Here is a 23,445-nt window from a genome sequence, read left to right on the forward strand (position 1 = left end):
GTATAACGCTAATTTGTTGATTAAAGAATGAAACGACTTAAGTCTTCATCTTCAACAAGTGCACCTAAATGCTGCTCAACGTAATTGGCATCAATTGTCAGTGTTGAACCTGCTTTTTCTGAGGCATCAAATGAAATTTCTTCCATTAGTTTTTCCATCACTGTGTGCAAGCGACGGGCACCGATGTTTTCGGTTTTCTCATTTACTTGCCAAGCCGCTTTCGCGATACGTTCAATGGCATCATCAGTAAACTCAACGTCAACTTGCTCTGTTTTTAACAGCTCACGTTGTTGCTCAGTTAATGAAGCATGAGGCTCTGTTAAGATACGTTTAAAGTCATCAGCACTTAGTGCTTCAAGCTCAACGCGGATTGGTAAACGGCCTTGCAGCTCTGGAATCATGTCTGATGGTTTAGACATTTGGAATGCGCCAGATGCGATAAATAACATGTGGTCAGTTTTAACCATGCCATGTTTAGTGCTTACTGTTGAACCTTCGATTAATGGTAGTAAGTCGCGCTGTACACCTTCGCGGCTAACATCTGGGCCAGATGCTTCACCACGTTTACAGATTTTATCGATCTCATCGATAAACACGATACCGTTTTGTTCAACTGCGAAGATAGCTTGCTCTTTTAACTCTTCAGGGTTAACAAGTTTTGCTGCTTCTTCTTCAACTAATAGCTTAAATGCTTCTTTGATTTTTAGCTTACGCTTGCTGCGCTTATCGCCACCCATATTTTGGAACATGCTCTGAAGCTGGTTGGTCATTTCTTCCATACCAGGAGGAGCCATGATCTCAACATTTGGCTGAGCTTGTGCAACATCGATATCAATTTCTTTATCGTCTAACTGACCTTCACGTAATTTTTTACGGAAAGATTGACGAGTAGAAGAGTTCTCTTCTGTTTTTGACTCACCAAAGGTATCGCGTGCTGGTGGTAAAAGGGCATCTAGAATACGCTCTTCTGCCGCTTCTTCAGCGCGATGTTTGAATTTTTTGGTTTGCTGTTCACGCGTCATTTTAATCGAGATATCAACTAAATCGCGGATGATCGTTTCTACTTCTTTACCAACATAGCCCACTTCGGTGAACTTTGTTGCTTCAACTTTAATAAAAGGCGCATTAGCAAGTTTAGCTAGACGGCGAGCAATTTCAGTTTTACCCACACCTGTTGGGCCAATCATTAAAATGTTTTTAGGCGTTACTTCTGCGCGTAAATCGTCGCTCAGTTGCATACGGCGCCAGCGGTTACGTAGCGCGATTGAAACTGCTTTTTTAGCTTTAGCTTGGCCAATAATATGTTGATCAAGCTCGTGAACGATTTCTCTTGGCGTCATCTCAGACATGGCAGTTCCTATTACAATTCTTCAATAGTTTGGAAATTATTCGTGAATACGCAGATGTTGCCTGCAATAGTAAGGCTTTTCTCTACAATATCACGTGCACTTAGGTCGGTGTTTTCTAGTAGCGCTGTGGCTGCTGATTGCGCGAAGTTACCACCACTGCCAATCGCAATTAGGTCGTTTTCTGGCTGCACAACATCACCGTTACCTGTAATAATTAATGAAGCAGTTTCGTCTGCAACTGCTAATAGTGCTTCGAGCTTTCTAAGTGCACGATCACTACGCCAATCTTTGGCCATTTCTACGGCAGCTTTGGTTAAGTTGCCTTGGTGCATTTCTAGTTTGCTTTCAAATCGTTCGAAAAGGGTGAAGGCATCAGCAGTACCGCCAGCGAAACCAGCGATTACTTTGCCATTATAAAGACGTCGAACTTTGCGGGCGTTGCCCTTCATTACGGTGTTACCAAGTGAAACTTGGCCGTCGCCACCAATAACGACCTTGTCGTCGCGGCGTACACTTACAATAGTGGTCATGATTATTCCTCATCATCGAGCGGCAAGGCCGCTCGTAAAAAGCGATTGATGAGGTGTTTATATGGGTGAATGAACTAAAATCAAGTCCAAAGCCAAATTCCGCAGCCCATTATTTTGATGCGTTTAAGTTTATTCTTGTCACTTTCGGCTAAACGTTTGGTTTCGTATGGTCCTAAGCGCACTTTATACCAAATACCATTGCTGCCTTGTGTTTTCTTAACTTCGGCCACTAAGCCGGCAAAAGCGATTTTAGCTTTTAATGTTTGTGCTTGCTCTAATGTTCTAAAAGAGCCGCATTGCATTACATATGGGCCTTTTTGTTCAATCTCTTTTACTTCAACCTGAACTTCGTGCTCTTTAATTTCTTTGATAAATTCAGGTGTCTTAGGTGGTGGAATAACTACTTCTTCTTTTTTAGTCGGGTTTGCTTGCTGCTCTACTAACTCAGGATCAGCATTATGTTTGATATACCATAGGCCGTAACCAAACCCGCCTACCAAGATAAGCGCAATTAAAACAAGAATAATAGGGAAAGGCTTTTTCGCCGGGGCTTGTTTTTTATTATTTCGATTTGCTGGTTTTTTATTTATGTAATCGTGTTGTGCCATGACTCTTAATTGGCCTTTAAATCATATCTATAGGATCAACATCTAAGCTCCAACGCACCTTTTGCGCTAATTTACTGGTACTTATATAGTCGACCATTTGCGCTAAATATTGGTGTAAGTGGGAGCGTTCCTGCGCCTGAATATGTAACTGAAAGCGATATTTACCTGCTACACGTTCCAGTGGTGCAGGTATCGGACCGAGCAATTGTATACCAGATACGTTATGGACAGGAACCAAATCAGTTAAAAAATCCATCACTTGATTTATGTTATGTCCTTCGGCACGAACCATAGCCATATTGGTGACTGGCGGAAGTTGCGCGTCTTCTCGCTCTGTGAGTGCATAACGGGCAAAATCTTGGTAACCATTATTAACTAAGTCTTGCAGTAGCGGGTGCTCAGGAAAGTGAGTTTGTAATAACACTTGCCCAGGTTCACCACTTCGACCTGCGCGGCCTGCGACTTGTGTAACAAGTTGCGCTAAATGCTCTGTGGCGCGAAAATCACACGAATATAATCCACTGTCGACATCTAGGATTAAAACAAGGCTAACATCGGCAAAGTGGTGGCCTTTTGCCAACATTTGCGTGCCAACTAAGATACGCGCACCGCCTTGGTTAATATCATCAAGGGCTTTTTCTAAGCTGCCTTTACGACGAGTTGAATCTCGGTCAATACGACTAATCGGAATGTCAGGGAAAGTTTGTGTTAAAAACTCTTCGATTTGTTCAGTGCCTTTGCCATTTGGAAAAATCTGCGTGCTGCCGCAATCAGGGCATTGATGAGGCACCTGATGTTGTTCACCACAGTGGTGACAAATCATCTGGCCAATGGCTTTATGAAAGGTTGCACTGGTGCTACAACGTGAGCACTCACTTAGCCAGCCACACTCATGGCAGATAAGGGTAGGCGAAAAACCACGACGGTTTAAAAACACCATCACTTGCTTACCACGTTCTAAATGTTGGCGCATATAAGCAAGGCTGGCATGGGCAATCCCTGCCTGCTCAGGCTGACCTTTCATATCCATTAAGTGGAACTGGTTATCAGTACTGGTTTGGGCCCGTTCAGTGAGGCTCAACAGCTGATATTTGTTATTAATTGCCTTATGTAAGGTCTCAAGTGCCGGTGTGGCACTACCTAGAACGAGCGGAATATTATGTTGGTATGCCCTATAAGCGGCTAGGTCTCTAGCATGATAGCGCAATGTATCTTGTTGCTTAAACGAGCTGTCGTGCTCTTCATCAACGATGATCATGCCAAGAGATAAAAAGGGCAAGAAAATACTAGAACGTGTGCCGATCACTATGGCGCAGCTGCCTTTTTCACAAAAACGCCAGGTCTGTAAGCGTTCGTTATCTGTTAGGGCTGAGTGCCATAGCATAATTGGTGTATCAGGAAAGCGACGACGAAAACGGTTGACTGTTTGTGGCGTTAAGCCAATTTCAGGCACTAATACTAAGGCTTGCTGACCTTTTTTTAGCACTTCTTCTAGGCATTGCAAATACACTTCGGTTTTACCACTGCCTGTGACACCTTCAAGTAAAAAGCTGGTAAAGCCACGAGCTTGGTTAATGCTGGTGCAGGCAACAGCTTGCTCTTTATTAAGCACCGGCTTGCTACCAACAGTCGGCGCGCGTTGCTGCCATTGGTTATCATGTTCAATAAATTGAGTGATCAGTTCTTTATCGAGCAGACTGTCGATGGTTTTTTTGGTAAATCCGAGTGCTTTTAATTCTGTAACTGATGATTTGCCCGATTCGGCTAGCTGCTTTAATAAATTTAACTGGGTTTTTGCTTTCAGCGACGGCAGCTTTGCACCTTTATCGGTTAGCTCAACCATGTTAATGCTGGTTTTATCTGGGCATTCGCCTTGCCTTAATGCAGCCGGAAGTGCCGTATGAATGGTCTCGCCCAATGGGTAACAGTAGTAGCGTGCTGTGAATTTTAGTAATGCTAAGTGTTGCTCAGATAACACTGGCGTGTCGTCTATAACATCAATAATCGGCTTTATTTTGTCAGCGGGAACATCGGTTGATGTTTTAAGAGCCAAGACCACGGCAACCTTTTTTTGGCTACCAAATGGCACGCGAACGCGCATACCTGGCTTTAACTCAGGGCTATGCAGCAGCTGTTCAACTTTATAATCGAAGGTACGCTGTAAAGGGACTTTTATGGCAACTTCTACAAAGTGCATAACAACTCAACTGAAACAAAGATAGAAAGATAATGTACTAAAATTGCAGTTAAAAACCTACCAACAAATACTGAACAACAGACCACTTGGTTATTTTTTTAGCGAAAGATGTATTTAAAGCTTGTCGTAAGGCTTCTTGAGCTATAAAATACGCGGCCTATTAATTGTATTAACTGCGTATGGTGCCAGACTTCGGGTTTGGAGAGCGATACGGCCTTAACTAGAGGTTCCCTATGAAAGAAGGTATTCACCCTAAGTACGAAGCTATCACTGCAACTTGTTCATGTGGTAACAAATTCGAAACTAGCTCAACTCTTTGTAAAGACATCCACTTAGACGTATGTTCTGAGTGTCACCCGTTTTACACTGGTAAGCAAAAGATTTTAGACACTGGCGGCCGTGTTGATCGTTTCAACAAGCGCTTCGGTGCACTTAGCAGCAAGAAGTAATCTCTGCTGTTTAGTTAAAAAAAGCACCTTAGGGTGCTTTTTTTATGCCTAAAATTCACAAAATTCTTTATTAACATTGCTACTCACTCATCATCTTCACTTATGTATCTTGCATAACTATTTCTGGCTGTTATGCCCATTATGTCGCTAATTTTGCAGACAAAGTGCCACCCCTTGGCTATATTCTTTTTTGTATAAACTTTAATAAAAGTTATTAAAAATAATAAATTTAAATAACTTTGTGAGTAAATGCTGTGAACTTCGTTGAAATGGCTATTTTGGGCTAATTTCGGCTAATTGCAGTGTACGTGCGTATAAAATACAAAAACACGTGCTTAAAAGGTCATAAATAGGTGAATTTTTATGTCTGATTAATCGCAACTATGCACAGAAATTGTTGGGAAATCCTTTAAAATTAAGCGATATAGCATATAACAGGATAGACCTGATAATACTTGGAATTTTTATACATTACAGGTATCGTACTGATGCAAGCTCTCTCACTTTTTAACTTTTTGCAGGATACTATCGCGTTATGTCAGATTTTCGTGAACAAGCATTACATTACCACGCTCACCCCGTTCCAGGTAAAATTAGTGTTGAACTAACCAAGCCAGCCGAAACGGTTAACGATCTCGCTTTAGCTTATAGCCCAGGTGTGGCTGAACCAGTCCGTGAAATTGCTGCTGATCCAGCAAATGCCTATAAATACACAGGCAAAGGCAACATGGTTGCAGTTATTTCAAACGGTACCGCAATTTTAGGTTTAGGTAACTTAGGTCCGCTTGCATCAAAACCTGTAATGGAAGGTAAAGCGTTACTATTCAAACGTTTTGCTGGTCTTGATTCAATTGATATTGAAGTTAAACACCGCACAACAGAAGATTTCATTAATACGGTTGCTAACATCGCTGATACGTTTGGTGGTATCAACCTTGAAGATATTAAAGCGCCAGAGTGTTTTGAAATCGAAAAAGCGCTTATCGAGCGCTGTGATATTCCAGTTTTCCACGATGACCAACATGGTACAGCTATTGTGACTGCTGCTGGTATGCTTAACGCCCTTGAAGTGCAAGGTAAAGATATCGAAGATGCTATCATCGTATGTTTAGGTGCCGGTGCTGCTGCTGTTGCTTGTATGGAGCTTTTAATTAAGTGTGGCGCACTGCGTGAACACATTTATATGCTTGACCGTAAAGGTGTGATCCATACACGTCGTGATGACTTAAACGAGTATAAGCAATTATTTGCTAACAATACCGATAAGCGTACATTACAAGATGTTATTGCTGATGCTGACGTATTCGTTGGTGTATCAGGTCCTAACCTGTTAACAGCAGATGATCTTAAGCTGATGGCTGATAAGCCAGTCGTGTTTGCATGCTCAAACCCAGATCCTGAGATTGCTCCAGAAGTTGCACACAGTGCGCGTAACGATTTAATTATGGCAACGGGTCGTTCAGATTTCCCTAACCAAGTAAATAACGTGCTTTGTTTCCCATTCATTTTCCGTGGTGCGTTAGATGTTCGTGCAACGGCAATTAATGATGAAATGAAAATTGCTGCAGTGCACGCAATTCGTGGTATCGCGAAAGAGCCTGTACCAAGTGAAGTATTAAAAGCAGCTGGCGTTGAGTCACTTGAGTTTGGTGCCGAGTACATCATTCCTAAGCCTATGGATCCGCGTTTATTACCACGTATTGCACGTGCTGTTGCTGAAGCAGCAGTAGAGTCGGGTGTGGCGCAAATCGACATGCCAGAAGATTACATGCGTTAAGCTTAATTAGCTATTAGGTACATCGCGCAATAAAAAACTCAGCCTAGGCTGAGTTTTTTTATATCTGCGATTATCGGCGGTGATCCGATGGCCGAAATACTTATTCTGAATCAAGCACTGGGATATCTAATCCCATTTCTTGCATAATTCTTTTAACTTCTTCAGGTACCTTTTCAGGGTTGTCTTTACGTAGGTCGTCATCATTTGGTAATGGTTGACCTGTAAAAGCATGTAAGAAAGCTTCACACAATAACTCACTGTTCGTCGCATGACGCAGGTTATTGATCTGGCGGCGTGTACGCTCGTCAGTTAATACTTTTAATACGTTGAGTGGGATCGATACGGTAATCTTTTTTACTTGTTCTGATTTTTTACCGTGTTCTGCATATGGGTGAATGTATTCACCGTTCCATTTAGCCATAAGTTGTTTCGTTGCCTCGGTTGTCAGTGATTTACGCCTTATTCACAGCGCAAGATGCGGAAATTCTATCTCTTTAAAAAAGATAGTCAAATACTAGTTATTTAGCCATCTAGTGGTGTAAATGTATAAACTTCTATGTGTAAGCGATAAATGCTTTGACTTCTCATATTTGATCATCTAACCTTTTAGACGTCTAAACATCCAATTAAAGAATAGGTGATGAAATGAGCGAAAAAAATAAAGCGACGATTGCTGTTCGTCACGGCATCGAAGCCGATAAACATCATGGTGCGGTTGTGCCTCCTTTATACTTATCAACCACCTATTCGTTTGCTGATTTTGATACTAAGCGCCAGTATGACTATGGTCGCAGTGGTAACCCAAATCGCGATATCTTAGCTGAAACCTTAGCTGAGCTTGAAGGTGGTGCTAGAGGTATTATCACTGCAACAGGTATGTCTGCTGTGCATTTAGCCACTCAGCTATTAAACAGTGACGATACGTTAGTGATCCCACATGACTGTTATGGCGGTAGTTACCGTTTATTCACCTCGCTTGAAAAACGTGGCCTGTTAAAACTGAAAGTTTTGGATTTAACTAAAACTGAAAATCTCCAAGAAATTTTAGCGATTAAACCCAAGTTGATTTGGATTGAAACGCCAAGTAACCCAATCTTGCGTTTAACAGATATTAAAGCAATTACTAGTATTGCTAAGCAGTGTGGTGCTTTGGTTGCGGCTGACAACACCTTCTTATCACCTGCATTACAAAACCCAATTGAGTTTGGTGTTGATATTGTTGTGCATTCAACCACTAAATACATCAATGGTCACTCTGATGTAGTGGGCGGTGCAGTGATTGCTTCAACGCAAGAGCTAGGCGACGAACTTGCTTGGTGGGCGAATAATATCGGTATTACTGGTGCACCATTTGACAGCTACTTAACGCTTCGTGGTTTACGTACTTTAAATGTACGCCTAAAGCAGCACCAAGAAAATGCCTTTGCCATTGCTGAGTATTTAGAAAACTCTCCTTATGTAAGCCAAGTTTACTACCCAGGCCTTGCTTCTCACCCACAACATGAGCTTGCTAAAGCACAGCAACGTGGCTTTGGTGGCATGGTGAGCTTTGATATTAAAGGCGACATCAACGATGCTGCTGCGTTTTTAACAAGCCTTAAAGACTTCAGCCTTGCTGAGTCGTTAGGCGGGGTAGAAAGCTTGATTTGTCACCCTGCAACAATGACCCACGCAGGAATGGAGCCTAAAGCGCGCCTCGAAGCCGGTGTGGGCGATACGCTGATCCGTATTTCTGTAGGTATTGAAGACGTAAAAGATCTCATTGCAGATTTAGACCGTGTTTTCAATTTAGTAAAACCAGGTCAAGGCCAGCAAGTTACAAAAGCTGAAGCTAAGCAAACACAGCAAGATACCCAACAAAACGCGTCATTTAAGTTAACGCCAGCACATACGGCACTGTGGTAGAAGAAATGGTAAATATTGTTCATAAATTTGGTGGCTCAAGCTTAAGCTCGGCAGATCGTTACCATGCGGTAGCGAACATTGTTCTTGCTAATACTGAGCAGGGCGATTGCATCGTTGTGTCGGCATCGGGTAAAACAACCGATACCCTAGTAAAGCTTTGGCAAAGTTACCAGCAGCAAGATAGTCAGGCTGTTAGCGATATTCTATTGCTTATTGATAACAATCAACGTGCGCTTATAGAGCAGCTACTTACAGGGCAGAATAAACAACAGGCGTTGGCACAGTTAAAAGATGAACTTGCCGTATTAAATGAATTAATTAGTCAGCAGCAGTTACTTGAAGCACCTTTACTTGCTCATGGTGAAGTGTGGTCGGCGCGGTTATTGGCCGCTTACCTAAATCAGTTAGGTGTTGATGCGCAAGATGTTGATGCAAGACAGCTATTTACTCTAAATGATGGTCAGCTTTTACATCAAAAAAACCAACAGCAATGCAGTGATGCGATTAGCAAAACACATATCAACGTAGTAACGGGTTTTATAGCAGCAGATTGCCAAGGTAATACGGTGACATTAGGCCGCAATGGCAGTGATTACAGTGCCACCTTGTTAGCGAGTTATACTTTTGCCAAGCAAGTGTCTATCTGGACAGACACACAAGGGGTATTTAGTACTGACCCTCGGAAAGTTAAAAATGCGGTTAAGTATGCCAAGGTGTGCCGCGAGCAAGCTAACCTATTAGCGCGTTTGGGTAACCCAGTATTGCATGCAAAAACCTTGTCGCCGTTAAAAGACACAGAAATTAAATTGGTGGTAAGAAGTAGTTTTGATTGTGATGCAACGCCAACCGAAGTAGTAAAAGAAGGTTACAGTAAAGCAAAGCGTTTTATTACTACCTTAGATAACATCGATTTATTACGGGTTGATAAACTAAGCGGTGGTGAAGTTGGTGAGCTTAGTCAGTTAATTCAACACAGCCTGCACCACTTTACTAAAGATGGCGATACTTACTTGTTAGTGCCAGGTCAAAGCACTCACCAAGTTGTAAGCCACTTAGCGGGCCGTGCAAATATTGTCGAGTCTAATTTAAGTGGTTGTGCAGTGGTTGCACCAACAGCTGATGTCATTGCGCTAACAGAGCAAGCAACAGCGCTTTTAAAAGAGCAAAGCATTCATCCTCGTTTTGTACAACAAGACGATAACTATGTGTTGATCTTAAACGATCAGGCAATTGACAGTGATGTTTTAACTCTTCTACATGACAAGCTGGTAAACAAAGGTCAAGAGTTGGCCATTATCGTTGCTGGCCTTGGTAACGTAGGCGAAGTGTTCTTATCGCAACTACAAGCTCAATTTGCTCGTTTATCTGCTCAGTACAAAGTAAAAGTAGTAGCTCTTTTACGCTCTAAACAAATGCTTTTTAGTGCCAGTGGTTTAAATACCGAAACATGGCAAGAGCAGTGGCACAATGAAGCGCAAAGCTACGATAAAGCTGAGTTATTAGCACGTATCAATGAGCTAGATTATGAGCACAAAGTAGTGATTGATATCACTGCCAGTGAGGCTTTTAGCCAGTTGTATCCTGATTTTGTAGAGCTTAACTGTCATTTGATCAGTGCAAACAAATATGCGGGCACTGCAGAAAATAGCTGGTATCAAAACCTACGCACTAATTTGGCTGAGCGAAACTTGTTGTGGCGTTATAACACCAGTGTGGGCGCAGGTTTACCGATTAACTTTGCTTTAGCTGATTTGCAAAATAGCGGAGACAGCATTAACCGTATTGAAGGGGTATTCTCGGGTACTTTATCGTGGTTATGTAGCAGTTACGATGGCAGCGTGCCGTTTTCAGATTTAGTGCTTCAAGCTCAGCAAATGGGTTATACAGAGCCAGATCCTCGTGAAGACTTATCTGGCCGTGATATGCAGCGTAAACTACTGATTTTAGCACGTGACTTAGGCCTAGATTTAGAGCTAGATGATATTGCTTTGACACCTCTGATGCCTGAACAGCTTGCAGCAGGTAGCTGGCAAGATTTTCTTGCAAACAAACAGCTACTTGATGAATTCATGATAGAAAAAGCAGCCCAAGCTGGGGCAGAAGACAAAGTGGTGCGCTACACCGGAGCTATTACACTCGTTGATGGTAAGGTTCAAGCTCAGGTTGGTTTAGTCAATGTTGGTAAAGATGATGTATTAGCCAGCCTTAAACCGGGCGATAACATTTTTGTGATCAATTCACAGTGGTATACAGATAATGCGTTGGTGATCCAAGGCCCTGGAGCGGGTAAAGAAGTCACTGCGGCTGGGGTTCATTCAGACCTGTATTGGCTGGTAAATAACCTAAAATAATTTTGCTGATCTTAGTTTAAATAGCTAAGCAAAAAGCGCCCAGAAGGGCGCTTTTTTATGTCTTATAGCAACTTAGCTATTTAGAACAACTCTTCCTCTGTGGTGAGCTTTTCTTCAAATACGTCTGTTGGTTGATCAAGTACGTACTTGGTTGGTGCAGTGCCTTTAATGAAGTATTCAAAACGACTGGTATAGTCATTCTTATGGCTTAAAAGACCTGTTGCTAAGTCGATACGAACCGATACCAAACCTTCAGGAAACTCAATAGGTGCTTCTGGCATGCCATCAAGAGCCGCTCGCATAAAGTCGACCCATGCAGGTTGCGCGGTTTTAGCCCCCGATTCTGCACCAGAGATTTGTGACTTATCGAGGTTACTATTGTAGGTCGAACGGCCAAGGGCTTTTCCAGGGTTATCAAAACCAACCCATACCGAGGTCATCACATTGCGGTTAAAGCCACTGAACCAGGTATCAACCGAGTCATTGGTGGTACCTGTTTTACCTGCTAGATCACGACGATCAAGGGCCTGTGCACGCCAACCTGTACCACTCCAGCCTGTTTTGTGAGTCCAGCTACCACCACCCCAAATTGCGCTGTGCATAGCTTGCGAAATTAAGAATGCATTTTGCTTTGAAATGATACGCGGAGCACAACGTGGCGTGCTCACACTTTGTGCTTGATCCAATTGGTTATCATCTAATGATGCAAACTCTGGTGTAACAACTTGCTCTGGTTCATCACAGGCCAGTTCTGGCTCTGTTTTGAATAACACATTACCAGCAGAATCCTGAATTTCAGAAATAAAGTAAGGGGTAATTAAGTGGCCGCCATTGGCGAAAGTACTCATCCCGCGAGCTAGTTCAAGAGGAGTGATTGAGGCACTACCTAGGGCCAATGACTCGCTACGATTAATATCACTATTTAAAAAACCAAACTTAAGTAAGTGATCTGCAGTACGTTCAAGACCTACACCACGTAGTAAACGTACAGAAATTACGTTTTTCGATTGAGCGAGTGCACGGCGAATTCGGATAGGGCCATTATAAACTGCCGGGCTATTCTTAGGGCGCCATGCAACACCTTGGCTTTTATCCCATTGATTAATTGGTGCATCGTTAAGAATTGAAGCGAGTGTGTAGCCGTTTTCAAGTGCTGCTGAATAAATAAATGGCTTGATGTTTGAACCAACTTGGCGCTTTGCTTGAACTGCGCGATTGTATTGGCTTTGTTCAAAGCTGTAACCACCGACAATGGCTTTAATACGACCATCTTGTGGGTCAAGTGAAACAAGTGCGCTCGATGCTTCTGGTACTTGGCTAAGGATGTAGCTTTCATCTGCATTTTTACGCAGCCAAATTTGCGCTCCCGCTGATAAAATTTCAGTAGCCGTTTTTGGTGCGAAACTTTGACGGTAACGGGTAATATATTTGCGTGCCCATTTTAGACCATCCCACTCAACCGTCACTTGTTCGCCGCTTTTTAATAGCACATCAATTGATTGCTCAGCGACATTAGTGACAACACCAGCTAATAGTGGACCAAACTCTTTGACATCTTTTAATTTAGATAAGATCTCTTCTTGGTTAAGTGGACTTTCGTTTTCACTGTCCCATAACTGAGCCGTAGCACCACGGTAGCCATGACGCATGTCGTAAGCGTGTAGATTATCAACAATGGCATCTTGTGCAGCTTGCTGAATATTTGAATCAACACTGGTGTAAACTTTGAAACCAGTATTGTAAGCACGCTCATGACCATAGCGTTCAACCATTTCAGCACGCACCATCTCAGAGATATAAGGGGCGTACACTTCAATTTCTGCACCATGGAATTTAGCTGTAATTGGTGCATTGATAGCCTCTTCGTATTCACTCTGTGTAATATACTTTTCGGTATACATACGGCCTAGTACAACGTTGCGGCGTGCCTTTGCGCGTACAGGGTTGCGAATAGGGTTAAGGGCTGAAGGAGCTTTAGGTAAGCCAGCGATCATCGCCATTTGCGCTAAAGTAAGCTCATTGAGGTCTTTGCCGTAGTAAACTTGTGCTGCTGCACCAATACCAAAAGCGCGGTTACCTAATTCAATTTTATTTAAATATAATTCGAGGATTTCGTCTTTACTTAATATACTTTCAATATGTAAAGCGATGAAGATCTCTTTGACCTTACGAATGTATGCTTTTTCTCTAGTTAAGAAGAAGTTACGGGCAAGCTGCATGGTTATAGTACTTGCGCCTTGTTTCTTTTCGCCTGTAGATATGAGTACAATGGCTGAACGTACTATACCAATTGGATCGATACCAATATGCTCGTAAAAACGGTTATCTTCTGTTGCTAAAATTGCATCGATTAATGGTTGGGGGATTTGGTCTATTGTAACGGGAATGCGGCGTTTTTCACCGAATTGGTTAATCAATAATCCATCACGTGAGAATACCTGCATAGGTGTCTGTAATTGAACGTCTTTTAGAACCTGTACGCTAGGAATATCAGGTTTAACGTAATAGTATAGACCAACTAAAGTGATTAGTCCTAAAAATGAGCAGATGATAATAAATTGTAAAGTTCGCTTTAATAAAATCACTTATATTTTCCCTAAATGGACTCCCAATTAGAATCGGAGACTGCTAGTATATATTGATTAAAAAATGAATAATATTTTTTCAGATAAAAATTATAACTTGTTTATTATTAAAACAAAGGCCAAGTTGCAAACATGCTAAGTCAGCTATTTAAAAAGCCTTCATCTATGATGGTAGGAATCGACATCGGATCGCACTGTATAAAAGCAGTGTTGTTGCAAGAGACAGACGCAGGTTTGCGGCTTGAAGCGTTAGCTATTGAACCTATGCCTAAAGGCGCTATGTCTGAGCGTTCTATTCAAGACATAGAAGCGATAGGTAATGTTATCGCTAAACTAAAAAGAAAAATTCCTAAATCAGTGCAAACCGCAGCAGTAGCTGTTTCAGGTCAAACTGTAATTACGAAAGTAATTTTTATGGATGTATCATTAACAGATGCTGAATTAGAGTCACAAATTGCCATCGAAGCTGATAGTTTAATCCCATATCCACTTGATGAAGTAAATATCGATTTTGAAAAACTTGCCATCAATGAAGCTGATCCAAGTAAAGTGAATGTTCTTCTCTCTGCTGCGCGAACTGAAAGTGTGCAAGCGCGAGTTGGTGCTCTTGAAACAGCCAATTTAAAAGCTGCGGTTGTCGATGTAGAAACTTATGCGCTAAGTCGAGCAATGGATGTGTATTATCAACAATTACCTAGTGATGCATACAATAAATGTGTCGCTGTGGTTGATATTGGTGCTGTGCTGATGCTTGTTAGCGTTGTACAAGAAGGTGAAACAATTTACACCCGTGACCAAGTATTTGGTGGCGACCAGTATACCAATAGCATTGTTGCGTATTACAACAAAAGCTTTGATGAAGCTGAAATTGGTAAAACTACAGGTGATTTACCACCAAATTATACCTTCGAAGTTTTAGCTCCATTCCAAACTTCATTGTTACAACAAGTTCGTCGAGCAGTGCAGATGTTCTTAACAACCAGTGGTAAAGATCAAGTTGATTACATTGTCCTGACTGGCGGCACTGCTATGATCGAAGGCTTAGATAGGCTCCTAATTGAAGAGCTAGGCATTCACACTGTTGTTGCAGAGCCATTTGCTAACATTGAAATTTCGCCAAAGATTGATCGCAATATGTTGCAGCGTCACCGCACTCAATTTGCGATAGCCACAGGATTGGCATTAAGGAGCTTTTCATCATGCCACATATAAATCTGCTGCCTTGGCGCGAACAACAAAGAAAAGACTCACAAAATAAGTTTGTCACTGTGTTGTTTGGTGTTGTTGTTATTAGCTTCTTAAGTATGTATTTACTCAGCTCTTTTTATGGCGGATTACGCGATGGGCAAAATGTAAAAAATAACTTTTTGAATACAGAAATAGCTTTATTGAACCAGCGTATTCGTGAAATTAACGAACTTGATAAGAAAAAAGAAAACTTACAACAGCGTATGCGTCTAATCGAAGAGCTACAAAGTAACCGTAACCTAGGTACACAAATCATGGATGAAGTCGCCAAGATTGTTCCAGCTGGGGTTTATTTAACGAAACTTGAACGTCGTGATGACCGCATTCATGTAGTTGGTCGCAGTGAATCAAATAACCGTTTATCTACCATGCTGCGTCAAGTTCAGAGCTCATATTTATTAGAACGACCTATTATGCAAGGTATTGTCGCAGGTGAACAAACCTCAAGATTATTGAGTGACTTTAATATGGATTTTTACGTTAAACCATTTGATCAGATAGGTGAGGCACGCAATGAACCTTGATATCAAAGCGTTAACAGACATAGATTGGAATGAAATTGAGCTTGAAAACATGGGCGATTGGCCTATTGCTGTTAAAGCTCTGTGCTGTGCGTTTGTGGCTGCGCTGGTTTTATACTTTAGTTACAGCTTATTAGTTTCTGACGAAATCGCCAGTTATCACAGTGCGGTAGCCAAAGAAACCGAGCTACGCCAAACATACAAAGCAAAATATGCCATTGCGAGTAATTTAGAGATTTATCGCCAGCAAATGGTTGAGATGGAAGATAAGTTCTCGCAGCTATTAAAGCGCTTACCAACCTCGAACGAGACACCGGGTTTGTTAGACGACTTATCTTACGTTGGCACTACTAGTGGTTTGACGTTTTTGAAAATTGGCTGGTTACCTGAAGTGGAAAAAGAGTTTTATACAGAGCTGCCAATTAAAATAGAAGTCGTCGGGACGTACCATGAATTTGGTGAATTTGTTGGTAAAGTTGCTCAGTTACCGCGAATTGTAAGTTTGCATGACTTTACTATTCAAACTCTCGGCAATAATGAACTCACTTTTAGTGTTGTTGCTAAGACTTATCGTTATGAAGGGGGCACTAAAAAATGAAAAAGCTTCCCTTAATTATTGCCATGACACTTGTACTTAGCGCGTGTAATGATGATACTTCAGAACAAAAAGAGTTTATTGATCAAGTTAAAGCAAGTACAACACCTAAAGTTGAGCCGATTCCTGAAATCACTAAGTTCGAGCACTTTGCTTATAATGCCGGAAAATTACGTAGCCCATTTGTGGCGCCTAAACCGGAAATTATTCAGAGCAATTTAGTGCAAGTTAAAAACTGCTTACACCCAGATCCTGATCGTGTTCGTCAACCACTTGAAAAGTACCCGCTAGATAACCTTGTTATGCAAGGAACTATTGGCCGTGTTGGAAATACGTGGGCGCTGATAAAAGCTGCAGACGATACGCTTTATCGAGTTACTGTAGGTAATTATATTGGTTTGTATCACGGTGAAATTAAACAAGTGCACGACAATTATATAGAATTATTAGAATTAATCCCGGATGGGGCTGGTTGTTGGAAAGAGCGCCTGACTAAGCTAGAAATGTTAGAGGCGGAAACAAATGGTGCAAGTTAATCTTATGAAAGGTAAAAAGAAGATGCATAAAGGAATGGCTTGGTTAAAACACATGCATAAATTCATGTTAGCTGCATTAGCCTTAATTTTGACGCAGACAGCAATCGCTGCCCCTTTACTGTATGACGTACGTTATAACCCGCTAATGAAAGGCGAAACACAATTACAGCTAGTATTTGATGAAGCGCTAACATTTGAACCAAAAGTTCAGGTATATAACGCCCCAGCTCGTATTGAAATGCTTTTCAGCAATGTAGGTGTTGATAATGAAGTGCGTGATGTGCCTGTTAACCAAGCAGGTATCCAGCATGTAACCAGTACTTTGACCGCAGACGGTTTAAAAGTTGTTGTAACGCTAGATAAGCTAAAAATTTATAAAACAATGGCGAAAGACAATATCGTTACTTTGCATGTTTCAGATAACCCAATCGCAACGGATGATTCAGCGGATGGACTGACAGCGTCTAGCAACTTTATTAATACAGTACAGTCGATTGATTTTCGCCGTGGTGAGAAAGGCGAAGCTCGCCTGTTAGTTTTTTTACAAGATACGCAAGCAGCAATTGATGTTCATGAGAGTGGCGGCAAAATTATTGCAGAGTTCCACCACACAGATATTTTAGACGACTTATTGTATCAATTAGATGTGATGGATTTTGGTACAGTTGTAAGTAACATCGAAACCTTCAAAGAAGGTAATATGACGCGCATTGTGGTTGAGCCAAATGCAGCGTTTAAGTTTACTCACCAACAAATTGAAAATATCTTTACGCTAACTGTTGAAAAAGATGATACACAGCGTGCCTACCTCGAAGGCGGTATTGAATATCAAGGTCGCCCAATGAGCCTTAATTTCCAAGATATTCCAATTCGCTCTGTGCTACAGATTATTGCAGGCTATAACGAGTTTAACTTAGTAACCAGTGACTCAGTTACAGGCAATATCACATTGCGTTTAGATGGTGTTCCTTGGGATCAGGCACTTGATGTTGTGCTTAAAATTAAAGGTCTAGATAAGCGCATGGACGGTACTATTTTGATGGTTGCACCATCAGAAGAACTTGCCGCACGTGAAGCAAAAGAGCTTAAGGCAAAACAGCAAGTTGAGGATTTAGAGCCACTTTACAGTGAATATATCCGCCTTAACTATGCTAAAGCAGAAGAGTTTGCTGACTTATTGAAAACAGACACCAACAGTATTATTTCTGCGCGAGGCAGTGTGTCTGTTGATAAACGTACTAATACCTTACTTATCAAAGATACAGCGAAAAGCATCGAAAGCGTGCGCCGTATGGTGGAAACCTTAGATATTCCTGTTAAGCAAGTGGTGATTGAATCACGCATGGTAACAGTGAATGATAATGTGCAAGAAGACTTAGGTGTGCGCTGGGGTATCAGCGATGTAGGTAGCGACGGTGCTATCTCTGGCACATTAGAGGGCGCTGGTGGCATGTTTGGTGCTGGCTCTTACGATAATATCCCAAGTATTTCTGACCGCTTAAATGTTAACTTACCGGTTTCTAGCCCTGCGGGTAGTATTGGTGTTCAAGTAGCTAAATTAGCTAACGGCACAATATTAGATTTAGAGCTGAGTGCCCTTGAAGAAGAAAACCGTGGTGAGATTATCGCAAGTCCTCGTATTACGACGGCTAACCAACAAAAAGCCCGTATTGAGCAAGGTACTGAGATCCCATACGTTGAAGCAGCATCAAGTGGTGCAACGACAGTAACCTTCAAAAAAGCAGTATTGAGCTTAGAAGTAACGCCACATATCACCCCTGATAACAAAGTGATTTTAGATCTCGTTATCACGCAAGACACGCGTGGTGATACAGTACAAACACCAACAGGTTCTGCTGTAGCAATTAATACCCAAGAAATTCAAACTCAGGTATTAGTAGAAAACGGCCAAACTGTGGTGCTTGGTGGTATCTTCCAACAGCAAATCGTTAACTCAACTAAGAAAGTACCTCTGTTAGGCGATATTCCTTACTTAGGCGTATTGTTCAAAAGTACGAGTGAATTTAACGAGAAGAAAGAGCTGTTAATCTTTGTAACACCAAAAATTCAAATCGATTAAGTGATTTTTTCTTAAGCAACGAGCAATTAGCATGTTTAATTGCTCGTTATCTAGCTTTTTATGCTAATTGACTTGAAATACCCAAGCAATTACTGAGATAATCCCCTCCTTAATTTTGGGGCCAGGTCGTTAGGCGGGGTTTTATTTCAAATTTTAGAGTTCGTTTGTACTAAAAAGATATGGCTGAGAAACGTAATATATTTCTAGTGGGCCCTATGGGGGCTGGCAAAAGCACAATTGGTCGTCACATTGCTGACCAATTACACCTTGAATTTTTCGATTCAGATCAAGAGATCGAGCGTCGTACTGGAGCAGACATTGCTTGGGTATTCGATCTTGAGGGTGAAGAGGGCTTTCGACTTCGTGAAGAAACTGTAATTTCAGATCTAACTGAGATGCAAGGTATTGTTCTTGCTACTGGTGGTGGTTCTGTGATCAGTAAAGAAGTGCGTAACAAGCTATCAGCTCGCGGTATCGTTGTATACCTAGAGACACCAATCGAAAAGCAAGTTGCACGCACGCAGCGCGACAAGCGTCGCCCATTATTGCAAACAGAAGAAGCACCGCGTGATGTATTAGAACGCTTAGCTGAAGAACGCGAACCGTTATACAAAGAAGTTGCTGATTTTGTTGTCCGCACTGATGAGCAAAGCGCGAAAGTTGTTGCTAATCAAATCATCGAGAAATTAGATTTTTAAAAACCAATAATAAAAAGGAAACTAGCTATGCTTGAATTAACAGTTAATTTGGACGAGCGAAGTTATCCTATTTATATTGGTCAATCTGCTCTTAAAGAGACTGGTCGGCTACGCGAGCACATCGGCGATTGTCGACCTATCATTATCACCAACGACACCATTGCACCTTTATATCTTGATGATGTAATGACGTCGTTGGCTGATCTTAACCCGTTATCTTTTACCATCCCTGATGGCGAACAATATAAATCACTTGAGTGGTTTGAAAAGATATCGGCGTTCTTACTTGAACATAACTGTGGTCGTGACACTTGCCTTATTGCCTTAGGTGGCGGTGTTGTAGGTGACTTAACTGGTTTTGTTGCTGCATGTTATCAGCGTGGCGTGCCTTTTATTCAAGTACCAACTACCTTGCTTTCGCAAGTGGACTCATCGGTTGGTGGTAAAACGGCAGTGAACCATCCACTTGGTAAAAACATGATTGGTGCATTTTATCAGCCGCAAGCCGTGTTTATCGATACGCAATCGTTGCATACTTTACCTGAGCGTGAATTCGCAGCCGGTATGGCTGAAGTAATTAAATACGGCCTCATTTACGACACCGAATTATTTGCCTACCTAGAGCAAAATATCGCTAACCTTAAATCACTTGATGAGCAAACATTACAGCATGTGATTTACCGTTGTTGTGAAATCAAAGCCGTGATTGTTGCACAAGATGAAAAAGAAGCAGGGTTACGCGCCTTACTTAACCTAGGGCATACCTTTGGTCATGCTATCGAAGCACAAATGGGTTACGGTAACTGGCTACACGGCGAAGCCGTTGCGGCAGGTATGGTGCTGGCAGCACGCCTTGCACATACCCGTGATGACTTAACTACTGCAGAAGTTGAACGCATTGTTAAATTGATTGCTGAGTATGATTTACCAGTCGATATTCCGGCAGAAATGACAAGCGAGCAGTTTTTAACGCACATGCGTAAAGATAAGAAAAACAAAAAAGGTACGATTCGCTTTATTCTACCTACTCAATTTGGTCAATGTGCGCTGGTAAGTGATGTTACTGATCAGCAGGTTTGTGATTTAATAGCGCGCTAATGCAATCGCAAATATTGCCTAGCCGTGCTGCGCTAGTTGATCGAATCGCTCTGCAGTTTGAATATGGGCAAAATCTAATTTGCTTACTTGGCCCGTCAGGCCTTGGTAAAAGCTATTTATTAGAAACCTTCATTACTGATAAATACCTCGACTTTAATAAAGCGTTTGTTCAGTTGTCAGGAAAAATGACCGACCAACAGTTTATGACTGAACTGTTAGAACAAAGCTTTAGCAATCCGCTAATTGATCACTCTTTGAGTTTGTCTGAAAACTTCTATCAACTCTATAAGCAACAGCCTTGTGGTGATTGTTTATGGGTGATTGATGGAGGGCGTCATTTATCTGAAGAATTAATTCAGCAATTAGAAATTCTTGCCAAGCAAAGCCCGAGCACGTTATACATATTGATTGCATCACAATCGGTCGGCCAGTTTAGCCAAGCGGTCGAAATTCACCTTGAAGCGCTTAACTTGAGCGAAAGTAAGCAACTTATGCGTTGGTTTTTCGATAACCTCCCTGTTGAAGAAGACCCAGTTTTTCGCACATTTTTACAAGAAGCGCATGGTAACCCTGCCTTATTGCTAGCTTGGCAGCCTGAACAGCAAACTGCGGATATTCGTACACCCGAGAAAAGCTATAAACTGCTTTATTTAATTTTGCTCTTAATCACAACCATGCTGTTGATCATTGGCTTTTTATATAAAGCTGATATGACCGAGTGGTGGAAAGCACATTACCAACAAGATACAACAAGCTCTGTGGCAACAGCACTGCCTGCAGAAGCAGTAATAAATAGCCCAGAAGCAAGCAAAGAGCCTGTTCTAGAACAAGCTCAAGATGAGCCTCAAGCCCAGCAGCCAGTTGCTACTAATGATGATAACAACACGACTCTGGAAACCGAGATGCCAGTTGATGGCTCTGACAGTAAAAACCATAACAATAACGTGGCTGCGATTGTTGATAGCCTTTTGCCAGCAGAACCAGTTACACAAGAGACTGAGCAACCAACCACAGATGAAGTTGTAGCAGTCAGCATCAGCGATGCTGAGTCTGCAATTGAAGCAGAGCAGCCATTAGTTGGGAATGCATGGTATTTGTCTCAGCCAGACGACAATTTTGTAATCCAATTACTAGCGGTCACTAAGCAAGAGATCAGTGATAAGTTTATTAATGAAAATGGCTTGCAAGGGCAGGTAAATACTTACCAAAGCTTACGGAGCGGTAAGCCGTGGTGGATTGTAACTTATGGCAGTTATGCCACACTGAATGATGCTAAGAAGGGCGTAACAACACTTTCTGATAATGTGCGTAAAAATCAGCCGTTTTATAAAAAAATAAGTAAAATTAAACAAGAAATCGCTTCACTAAATCAGTAAATTAAAACTGATTAGTGTAAAATCGCGCAACACCGAATTGAAGTTAAGAGCAGATGCAGCAAAAGACCAGAGCCTTCCTTAAATGGGCGGGTGGAAAATACAGCCTAGTTGAAGATATTCGTACCCGCTTAAAGCAAGCGAGTATGGATGCTGACACCTTAGTTGAACCTTTCGTTGGTGCTGGCTCTGTATTCCTCAATACTGATTTTAAGCATTATATTTTAAACGATATTAATGCGGATCTGATCAACCTGTACACCGAGCTAAAGCGCACGCCTGACGAATTTATTAGCGATGCAAAAAAACTATTTGTAGAGCTCAATAACCATCCTGAAGCCTATTATGAGTACCGTGTTCAGTTTAATCAGAGCAGCGATGTGTATGAGCGCGCAATTTTATTCTTATACATGAATCGTCATGGTTATAACGGTCTGTGCCGCTACAATCTTAAAGGTATTTTTAACGTTCCTTTTGGTAAATATAAGCGCCCGTATTTTCCTGAAAAAGAAATGCACTTCTTTGCTGAAAAAGCCCAGCAAGCCACCTTTACGTGTTTAGGCTATGATGAAGTCTTTAAGCTTATTCCTAATAATGCGGTAGTGTATTGCGATCCACCTTATGTGCCTTTGAGTAAAACAGCTTCATTTACTTCTTACGCTAAAGGTGGTTTCAATTTAGATGATCAAGCTAACTTGGCGAATTTAGCTGAGCAGGCTGCATTCGAAAATAACACGCCGGTACTTATTTCTAACCACGATACGGTGTGGACTCGTAAGATCTACAGCCAAGCATCACTGGATGAAATTCAGGTAAAACGCACGATTAGCCCGAAGGGCGGTTCACGCAATAAAGTGAATGAGCTAATGGCTATGTATTTAGCACCAAAGAAACGGTGAAATAAATCGCTGCTACAAACAGGCTGAATAAAACGAGGGCAATGACGATAATAGTACTGAGCGAATGCTCTTTAAAGTCAGCTTGACGCTTATTTTCTGATTGCACACCAAAAAATGCCGCAAAGACACTTTGTAATGCACTAATGAATTTGTTCATGCGATTTAGAACTTAGAACCTAAACCGCTAACTTTCTTTGACTCTTCACTACTTGTTAATAACTCAAGTAAATCAAGATAATGGAACTGAGCGCTGCGGCTATCACCCGTTAACCAAGAAAACCATCCTGTTTCTTGTTCTGCTTTCATACACTGAGCAGAAGATGATGCGTTAAGCGTATTGCATGAGCAACCAGACGCCGCTGCTAAAAAGTCGTCTTCATCAGCAGATGAAAAAGATACAAACGCAGCAACCGTAAGTGCGGACGCGATTAAGATCCCTATTTTAAAAGCACGCATGAGAATAACCCTTGTTTGTGTTATTTAGACAAGCATACATAACAATTGCTCAAATAACAAACTTAATTACGGCTGAATTAAATAAAAATTTAATAAAATTAGTCTTTTAAAGTAAATTTTATGTTTATATTTTGTTTCATTTAAATGCATTTATGCAAGCAGCTGAATAGAACGATTGTTCAATTTTTGA

At 41.5% G+C, this 23,445-nt stretch carries 21 protein-coding genes; 13 read left to right on the top strand and 8 right to left on the bottom strand.

What is annotated here, in order from left to right:
- Positions 1-20: 20 nt before the first annotated feature.
- The 4 genes from hslU to priA form a co-directional block, all read right to left on the bottom strand.
- Positions 21-1,349: an HslU--HslV peptidase ATPase subunit gene (gene hslU, locus HUS61_RS16790; protein ID WP_062566006.1), complete on the bottom strand. Its 1,329-nt coding sequence runs from the start codon at positions 1,347-1,349 to the stop codon at positions 21-23.
- 11 nt (positions 1,350-1,360) lie between these two features.
- Positions 1,361-1,879, bottom strand: coding sequence for an ATP-dependent protease subunit HslV (hslV, locus tag HUS61_RS16795; RefSeq protein WP_054552816.1), 519 nt, complete (start codon positions 1,877-1,879; stop codon positions 1,361-1,363).
- An 80-nt stretch (positions 1,880-1,959) separates the two neighbouring features.
- Entirely contained in the window at positions 1,960-2,487 is a 528-nt protein-coding gene (locus tag HUS61_RS16800) for an SPOR domain-containing protein (RefSeq protein ID WP_054552815.1), read from the bottom strand.
- 16 nt (positions 2,488-2,503) lie between these two features.
- On the bottom strand, positions 2,504-4,684 hold the full coding sequence (gene priA, locus HUS61_RS16805) for a primosomal protein N' (protein ID WP_175083220.1): 2,181 nt from the start codon (positions 4,682-4,684) through the stop codon (positions 2,504-2,506).
- 233 nt (positions 4,685-4,917) lie between these two features.
- On the opposite strand from priA, the gene rpmE reads away from it, so the two are divergent.
- Positions 4,918-5,133, top strand: a complete 216-nt coding sequence (gene rpmE / locus HUS61_RS16810; RefSeq protein ID WP_036973208.1) for a 50S ribosomal protein L31 — start codon at positions 4,918-4,920, stop codon at positions 5,131-5,133.
- Between the two features lie 535 nt (positions 5,134-5,668).
- Entirely contained in the window at positions 5,669-6,910 is a 1,242-nt protein-coding gene (locus HUS61_RS16815) for a malic enzyme-like NAD(P)-binding protein (RefSeq protein ID WP_054552813.1), read from the top strand.
- A 100-nt stretch (positions 6,911-7,010) separates the two neighbouring features.
- Here HUS61_RS16815 and metJ read toward each other — a convergent pair whose 3' ends face one another.
- Positions 7,011-7,331, bottom strand: a complete 321-nt coding sequence (gene metJ, locus HUS61_RS16820) for a met regulon transcriptional regulator MetJ (protein ID WP_036973203.1) — start codon at positions 7,329-7,331, stop codon at positions 7,011-7,013.
- Between the two features lie 224 nt (positions 7,332-7,555).
- On the opposite strand from metJ, the gene metB reads away from it, so the two are divergent.
- Complete coding sequence (gene metB / locus HUS61_RS16825) at positions 7,556-8,815, top strand: cystathionine gamma-synthase (RefSeq protein WP_175083221.1); 1,260 nt, start codon at positions 7,556-7,558, stop codon at positions 8,813-8,815.
- Between the two features lie 5 nt (positions 8,816-8,820).
- On the top strand, positions 8,821-11,166 hold the full coding sequence (metL, locus tag HUS61_RS16830) for a bifunctional aspartate kinase/homoserine dehydrogenase II (RefSeq protein ID WP_175083222.1): 2,346 nt from the start codon (positions 8,821-8,823) through the stop codon (positions 11,164-11,166).
- An 80-nt stretch (positions 11,167-11,246) separates the two neighbouring features.
- On the opposite strand, the gene HUS61_RS16835 is transcribed toward metL, so the two are convergent.
- Positions 11,247-13,751 (bottom strand): penicillin-binding protein 1A, encoded by a 2,505-nt coding sequence (locus HUS61_RS16835; RefSeq protein ID WP_063528766.1) that lies wholly within the window; start codon positions 13,749-13,751, stop codon positions 11,247-11,249.
- 132 nt (positions 13,752-13,883) lie between these two features.
- Here HUS61_RS16835 and HUS61_RS16840 point away from each other — a divergent pair, with 132 nt between their 5' ends.
- The 9 genes from HUS61_RS16840 (at position 13,884) to HUS61_RS16880 (ending at position 22,799) form a co-directional block, all read left to right on the top strand.
- Entirely contained in the window at positions 13,884-14,963 is a 1,080-nt protein-coding gene (locus tag HUS61_RS16840) for a pilus assembly protein PilM (RefSeq protein ID WP_054563334.1), read from the top strand.
- Positions 14,951-15,523, top strand: coding sequence for a PilN domain-containing protein (locus HUS61_RS16845; protein ID WP_175083223.1), 573 nt, complete (start codon positions 14,951-14,953; stop codon positions 15,521-15,523). Before HUS61_RS16840 ends, HUS61_RS16845 begins: the two co-directional genes overlap by 13 nt.
- Entirely contained in the window at positions 15,513-16,118 is a 606-nt protein-coding gene (locus tag HUS61_RS16850; RefSeq protein ID WP_054563336.1) for a type 4a pilus biogenesis protein PilO, read from the top strand. Before HUS61_RS16845 ends, HUS61_RS16850 begins: the two co-directional genes overlap by 11 nt.
- Positions 16,115-16,651: a pilus assembly protein PilP gene (locus tag HUS61_RS16855; RefSeq protein ID WP_054563337.1), complete on the top strand. Its 537-nt coding sequence runs from the start codon at positions 16,115-16,117 to the stop codon at positions 16,649-16,651. Before HUS61_RS16850 ends, HUS61_RS16855 begins: the two co-directional genes overlap by 4 nt.
- Positions 16,638-18,731, top strand: a complete 2,094-nt coding sequence (locus HUS61_RS16860; RefSeq protein WP_082401713.1) for a type IV pilus secretin PilQ — start codon at positions 16,638-16,640, stop codon at positions 18,729-18,731. The genes HUS61_RS16855 and HUS61_RS16860 overlap by 14 nt, the downstream gene beginning before the upstream one ends.
- 179 nt (positions 18,732-18,910) lie before the next feature.
- Positions 18,911-19,429: a shikimate kinase AroK gene (gene aroK / locus HUS61_RS16865; RefSeq protein WP_036973192.1), complete on the top strand. Its 519-nt coding sequence runs from the start codon at positions 18,911-18,913 to the stop codon at positions 19,427-19,429.
- A 27-nt stretch (positions 19,430-19,456) separates the two neighbouring features.
- Positions 19,457-20,527 carry a 3-dehydroquinate synthase gene (aroB, locus tag HUS61_RS16870; protein ID WP_175083224.1) on the top strand — a complete coding sequence of 357 codons (1,071 nt, stop codon included), beginning with the start codon at positions 19,457-19,459 and terminating at the stop codon, positions 20,525-20,527.
- Positions 20,527-21,903 carry an AAA family ATPase gene (locus HUS61_RS16875; RefSeq protein ID WP_175083225.1) on the top strand — a complete coding sequence of 459 codons (1,377 nt, stop codon included), beginning with the start codon at positions 20,527-20,529 and terminating at the stop codon, positions 21,901-21,903. Before aroB ends, HUS61_RS16875 begins: the two co-directional genes overlap by 1 nt.
- A gap of 53 nt (positions 21,904-21,956) precedes the next feature.
- Positions 21,957-22,799: a Dam family site-specific DNA-(adenine-N6)-methyltransferase gene (locus tag HUS61_RS16880; RefSeq protein ID WP_054563340.1), complete on the top strand. Its 843-nt coding sequence runs from the start codon at positions 21,957-21,959 to the stop codon at positions 22,797-22,799.
- On the opposite strand, the gene HUS61_RS16885 is transcribed toward HUS61_RS16880, so the two are convergent.
- Together HUS61_RS16885 and HUS61_RS16890 are read right to left on the bottom strand one after the other, a co-directional pair.
- The gene (locus HUS61_RS16885) at positions 22,771-22,956 is read right to left on the bottom strand and encodes a DUF2970 domain-containing protein (protein ID WP_054563341.1); all 186 of its coding nucleotides are present in this window, start codon (positions 22,954-22,956) and stop codon (positions 22,771-22,773) included. The two genes, HUS61_RS16880 and HUS61_RS16885, sit on opposite strands and share 29 nt — an antisense overlap.
- Before the next feature lie 5 nt (positions 22,957-22,961).
- On the bottom strand, positions 22,962-23,255 hold the full coding sequence (locus HUS61_RS16890; protein ID WP_175083226.1) for a hypothetical protein: 294 nt from the start codon (positions 23,253-23,255) through the stop codon (positions 22,962-22,964).
- Between the last annotated feature and the right edge of the window lie 190 nt (positions 23,256-23,445).

This window comes from Pseudoalteromonas sp. 0802 (assembly GCF_013350085.1).
Lineage (GTDB): Bacteria > Pseudomonadota > Gammaproteobacteria > Enterobacterales > Alteromonadaceae > Pseudoalteromonas.

Coding starts and splice junctions, on each gene's coding strand:
- hslU (WP_062566006.1), bottom strand. CDS start 1,349: ATGTCTGAGATGACGCCAAGAGAAATCGTTCACGAGCTTGATCAACAT.
- hslV (WP_054552816.1), bottom strand. CDS start 1,879: ATGACCACTATTGTAAGTGTACGCCGCGACGACAAGGTCGTTATTGGT.
- HUS61_RS16800 (WP_054552815.1), bottom strand. CDS start 2,487: ATGGCACAACACGATTACATAAATAAAAAACCAGCAAATCGAAATAAT.
- priA (WP_175083220.1), bottom strand. CDS start 4,684: ATGCACTTTGTAGAAGTTGCCATAAAAGTCCCTTTACAGCGTACCTTC.
- rpmE (WP_036973208.1), top strand. CDS start 4,918: ATGAAAGAAGGTATTCACCCTAAGTACGAAGCTATCACTGCAACTTGT.
- HUS61_RS16815 (WP_054552813.1), top strand. CDS start 5,669: ATGTCAGATTTTCGTGAACAAGCATTACATTACCACGCTCACCCCGTT.
- metJ (WP_036973203.1), bottom strand. CDS start 7,331: ATGGCTAAATGGAACGGTGAATACATTCACCCATATGCAGAACACGGT.
- metB (WP_175083221.1), top strand. CDS start 7,556: ATGAGCGAAAAAAATAAAGCGACGATTGCTGTTCGTCACGGCATCGAA.
- metL (WP_175083222.1), top strand. CDS start 8,821: ATGGTAAATATTGTTCATAAATTTGGTGGCTCAAGCTTAAGCTCGGCA.
- HUS61_RS16840 (WP_054563334.1), top strand. CDS start 13,884: ATGCTAAGTCAGCTATTTAAAAAGCCTTCATCTATGATGGTAGGAATC.
- HUS61_RS16845 (WP_175083223.1), top strand. CDS start 14,951: ATGCCACATATAAATCTGCTGCCTTGGCGCGAACAACAAAGAAAAGAC.
- HUS61_RS16850 (WP_054563336.1), top strand. CDS start 15,513: ATGAACCTTGATATCAAAGCGTTAACAGACATAGATTGGAATGAAATT.
- HUS61_RS16855 (WP_054563337.1), top strand. CDS start 16,115: ATGAAAAAGCTTCCCTTAATTATTGCCATGACACTTGTACTTAGCGCG.
- HUS61_RS16860 (WP_082401713.1), top strand. CDS start 16,638: ATGGTGCAAGTTAATCTTATGAAAGGTAAAAAGAAGATGCATAAAGGA.
- aroK (WP_036973192.1), top strand. CDS start 18,911: ATGGCTGAGAAACGTAATATATTTCTAGTGGGCCCTATGGGGGCTGGC.
- aroB (WP_175083224.1), top strand. CDS start 19,457: ATGCTTGAATTAACAGTTAATTTGGACGAGCGAAGTTATCCTATTTAT.
- HUS61_RS16875 (WP_175083225.1), top strand. CDS start 20,527: ATGCAATCGCAAATATTGCCTAGCCGTGCTGCGCTAGTTGATCGAATC.
- HUS61_RS16880 (WP_054563340.1), top strand. CDS start 21,957: ATGCAGCAAAAGACCAGAGCCTTCCTTAAATGGGCGGGTGGAAAATAC.
- HUS61_RS16885 (WP_054563341.1), bottom strand. CDS start 22,956: ATGAACAAATTCATTAGTGCATTACAAAGTGTCTTTGCGGCATTTTTT.
- HUS61_RS16890 (WP_175083226.1), bottom strand. CDS start 23,255: ATGCGTGCTTTTAAAATAGGGATCTTAATCGCGTCCGCACTTACGGTT.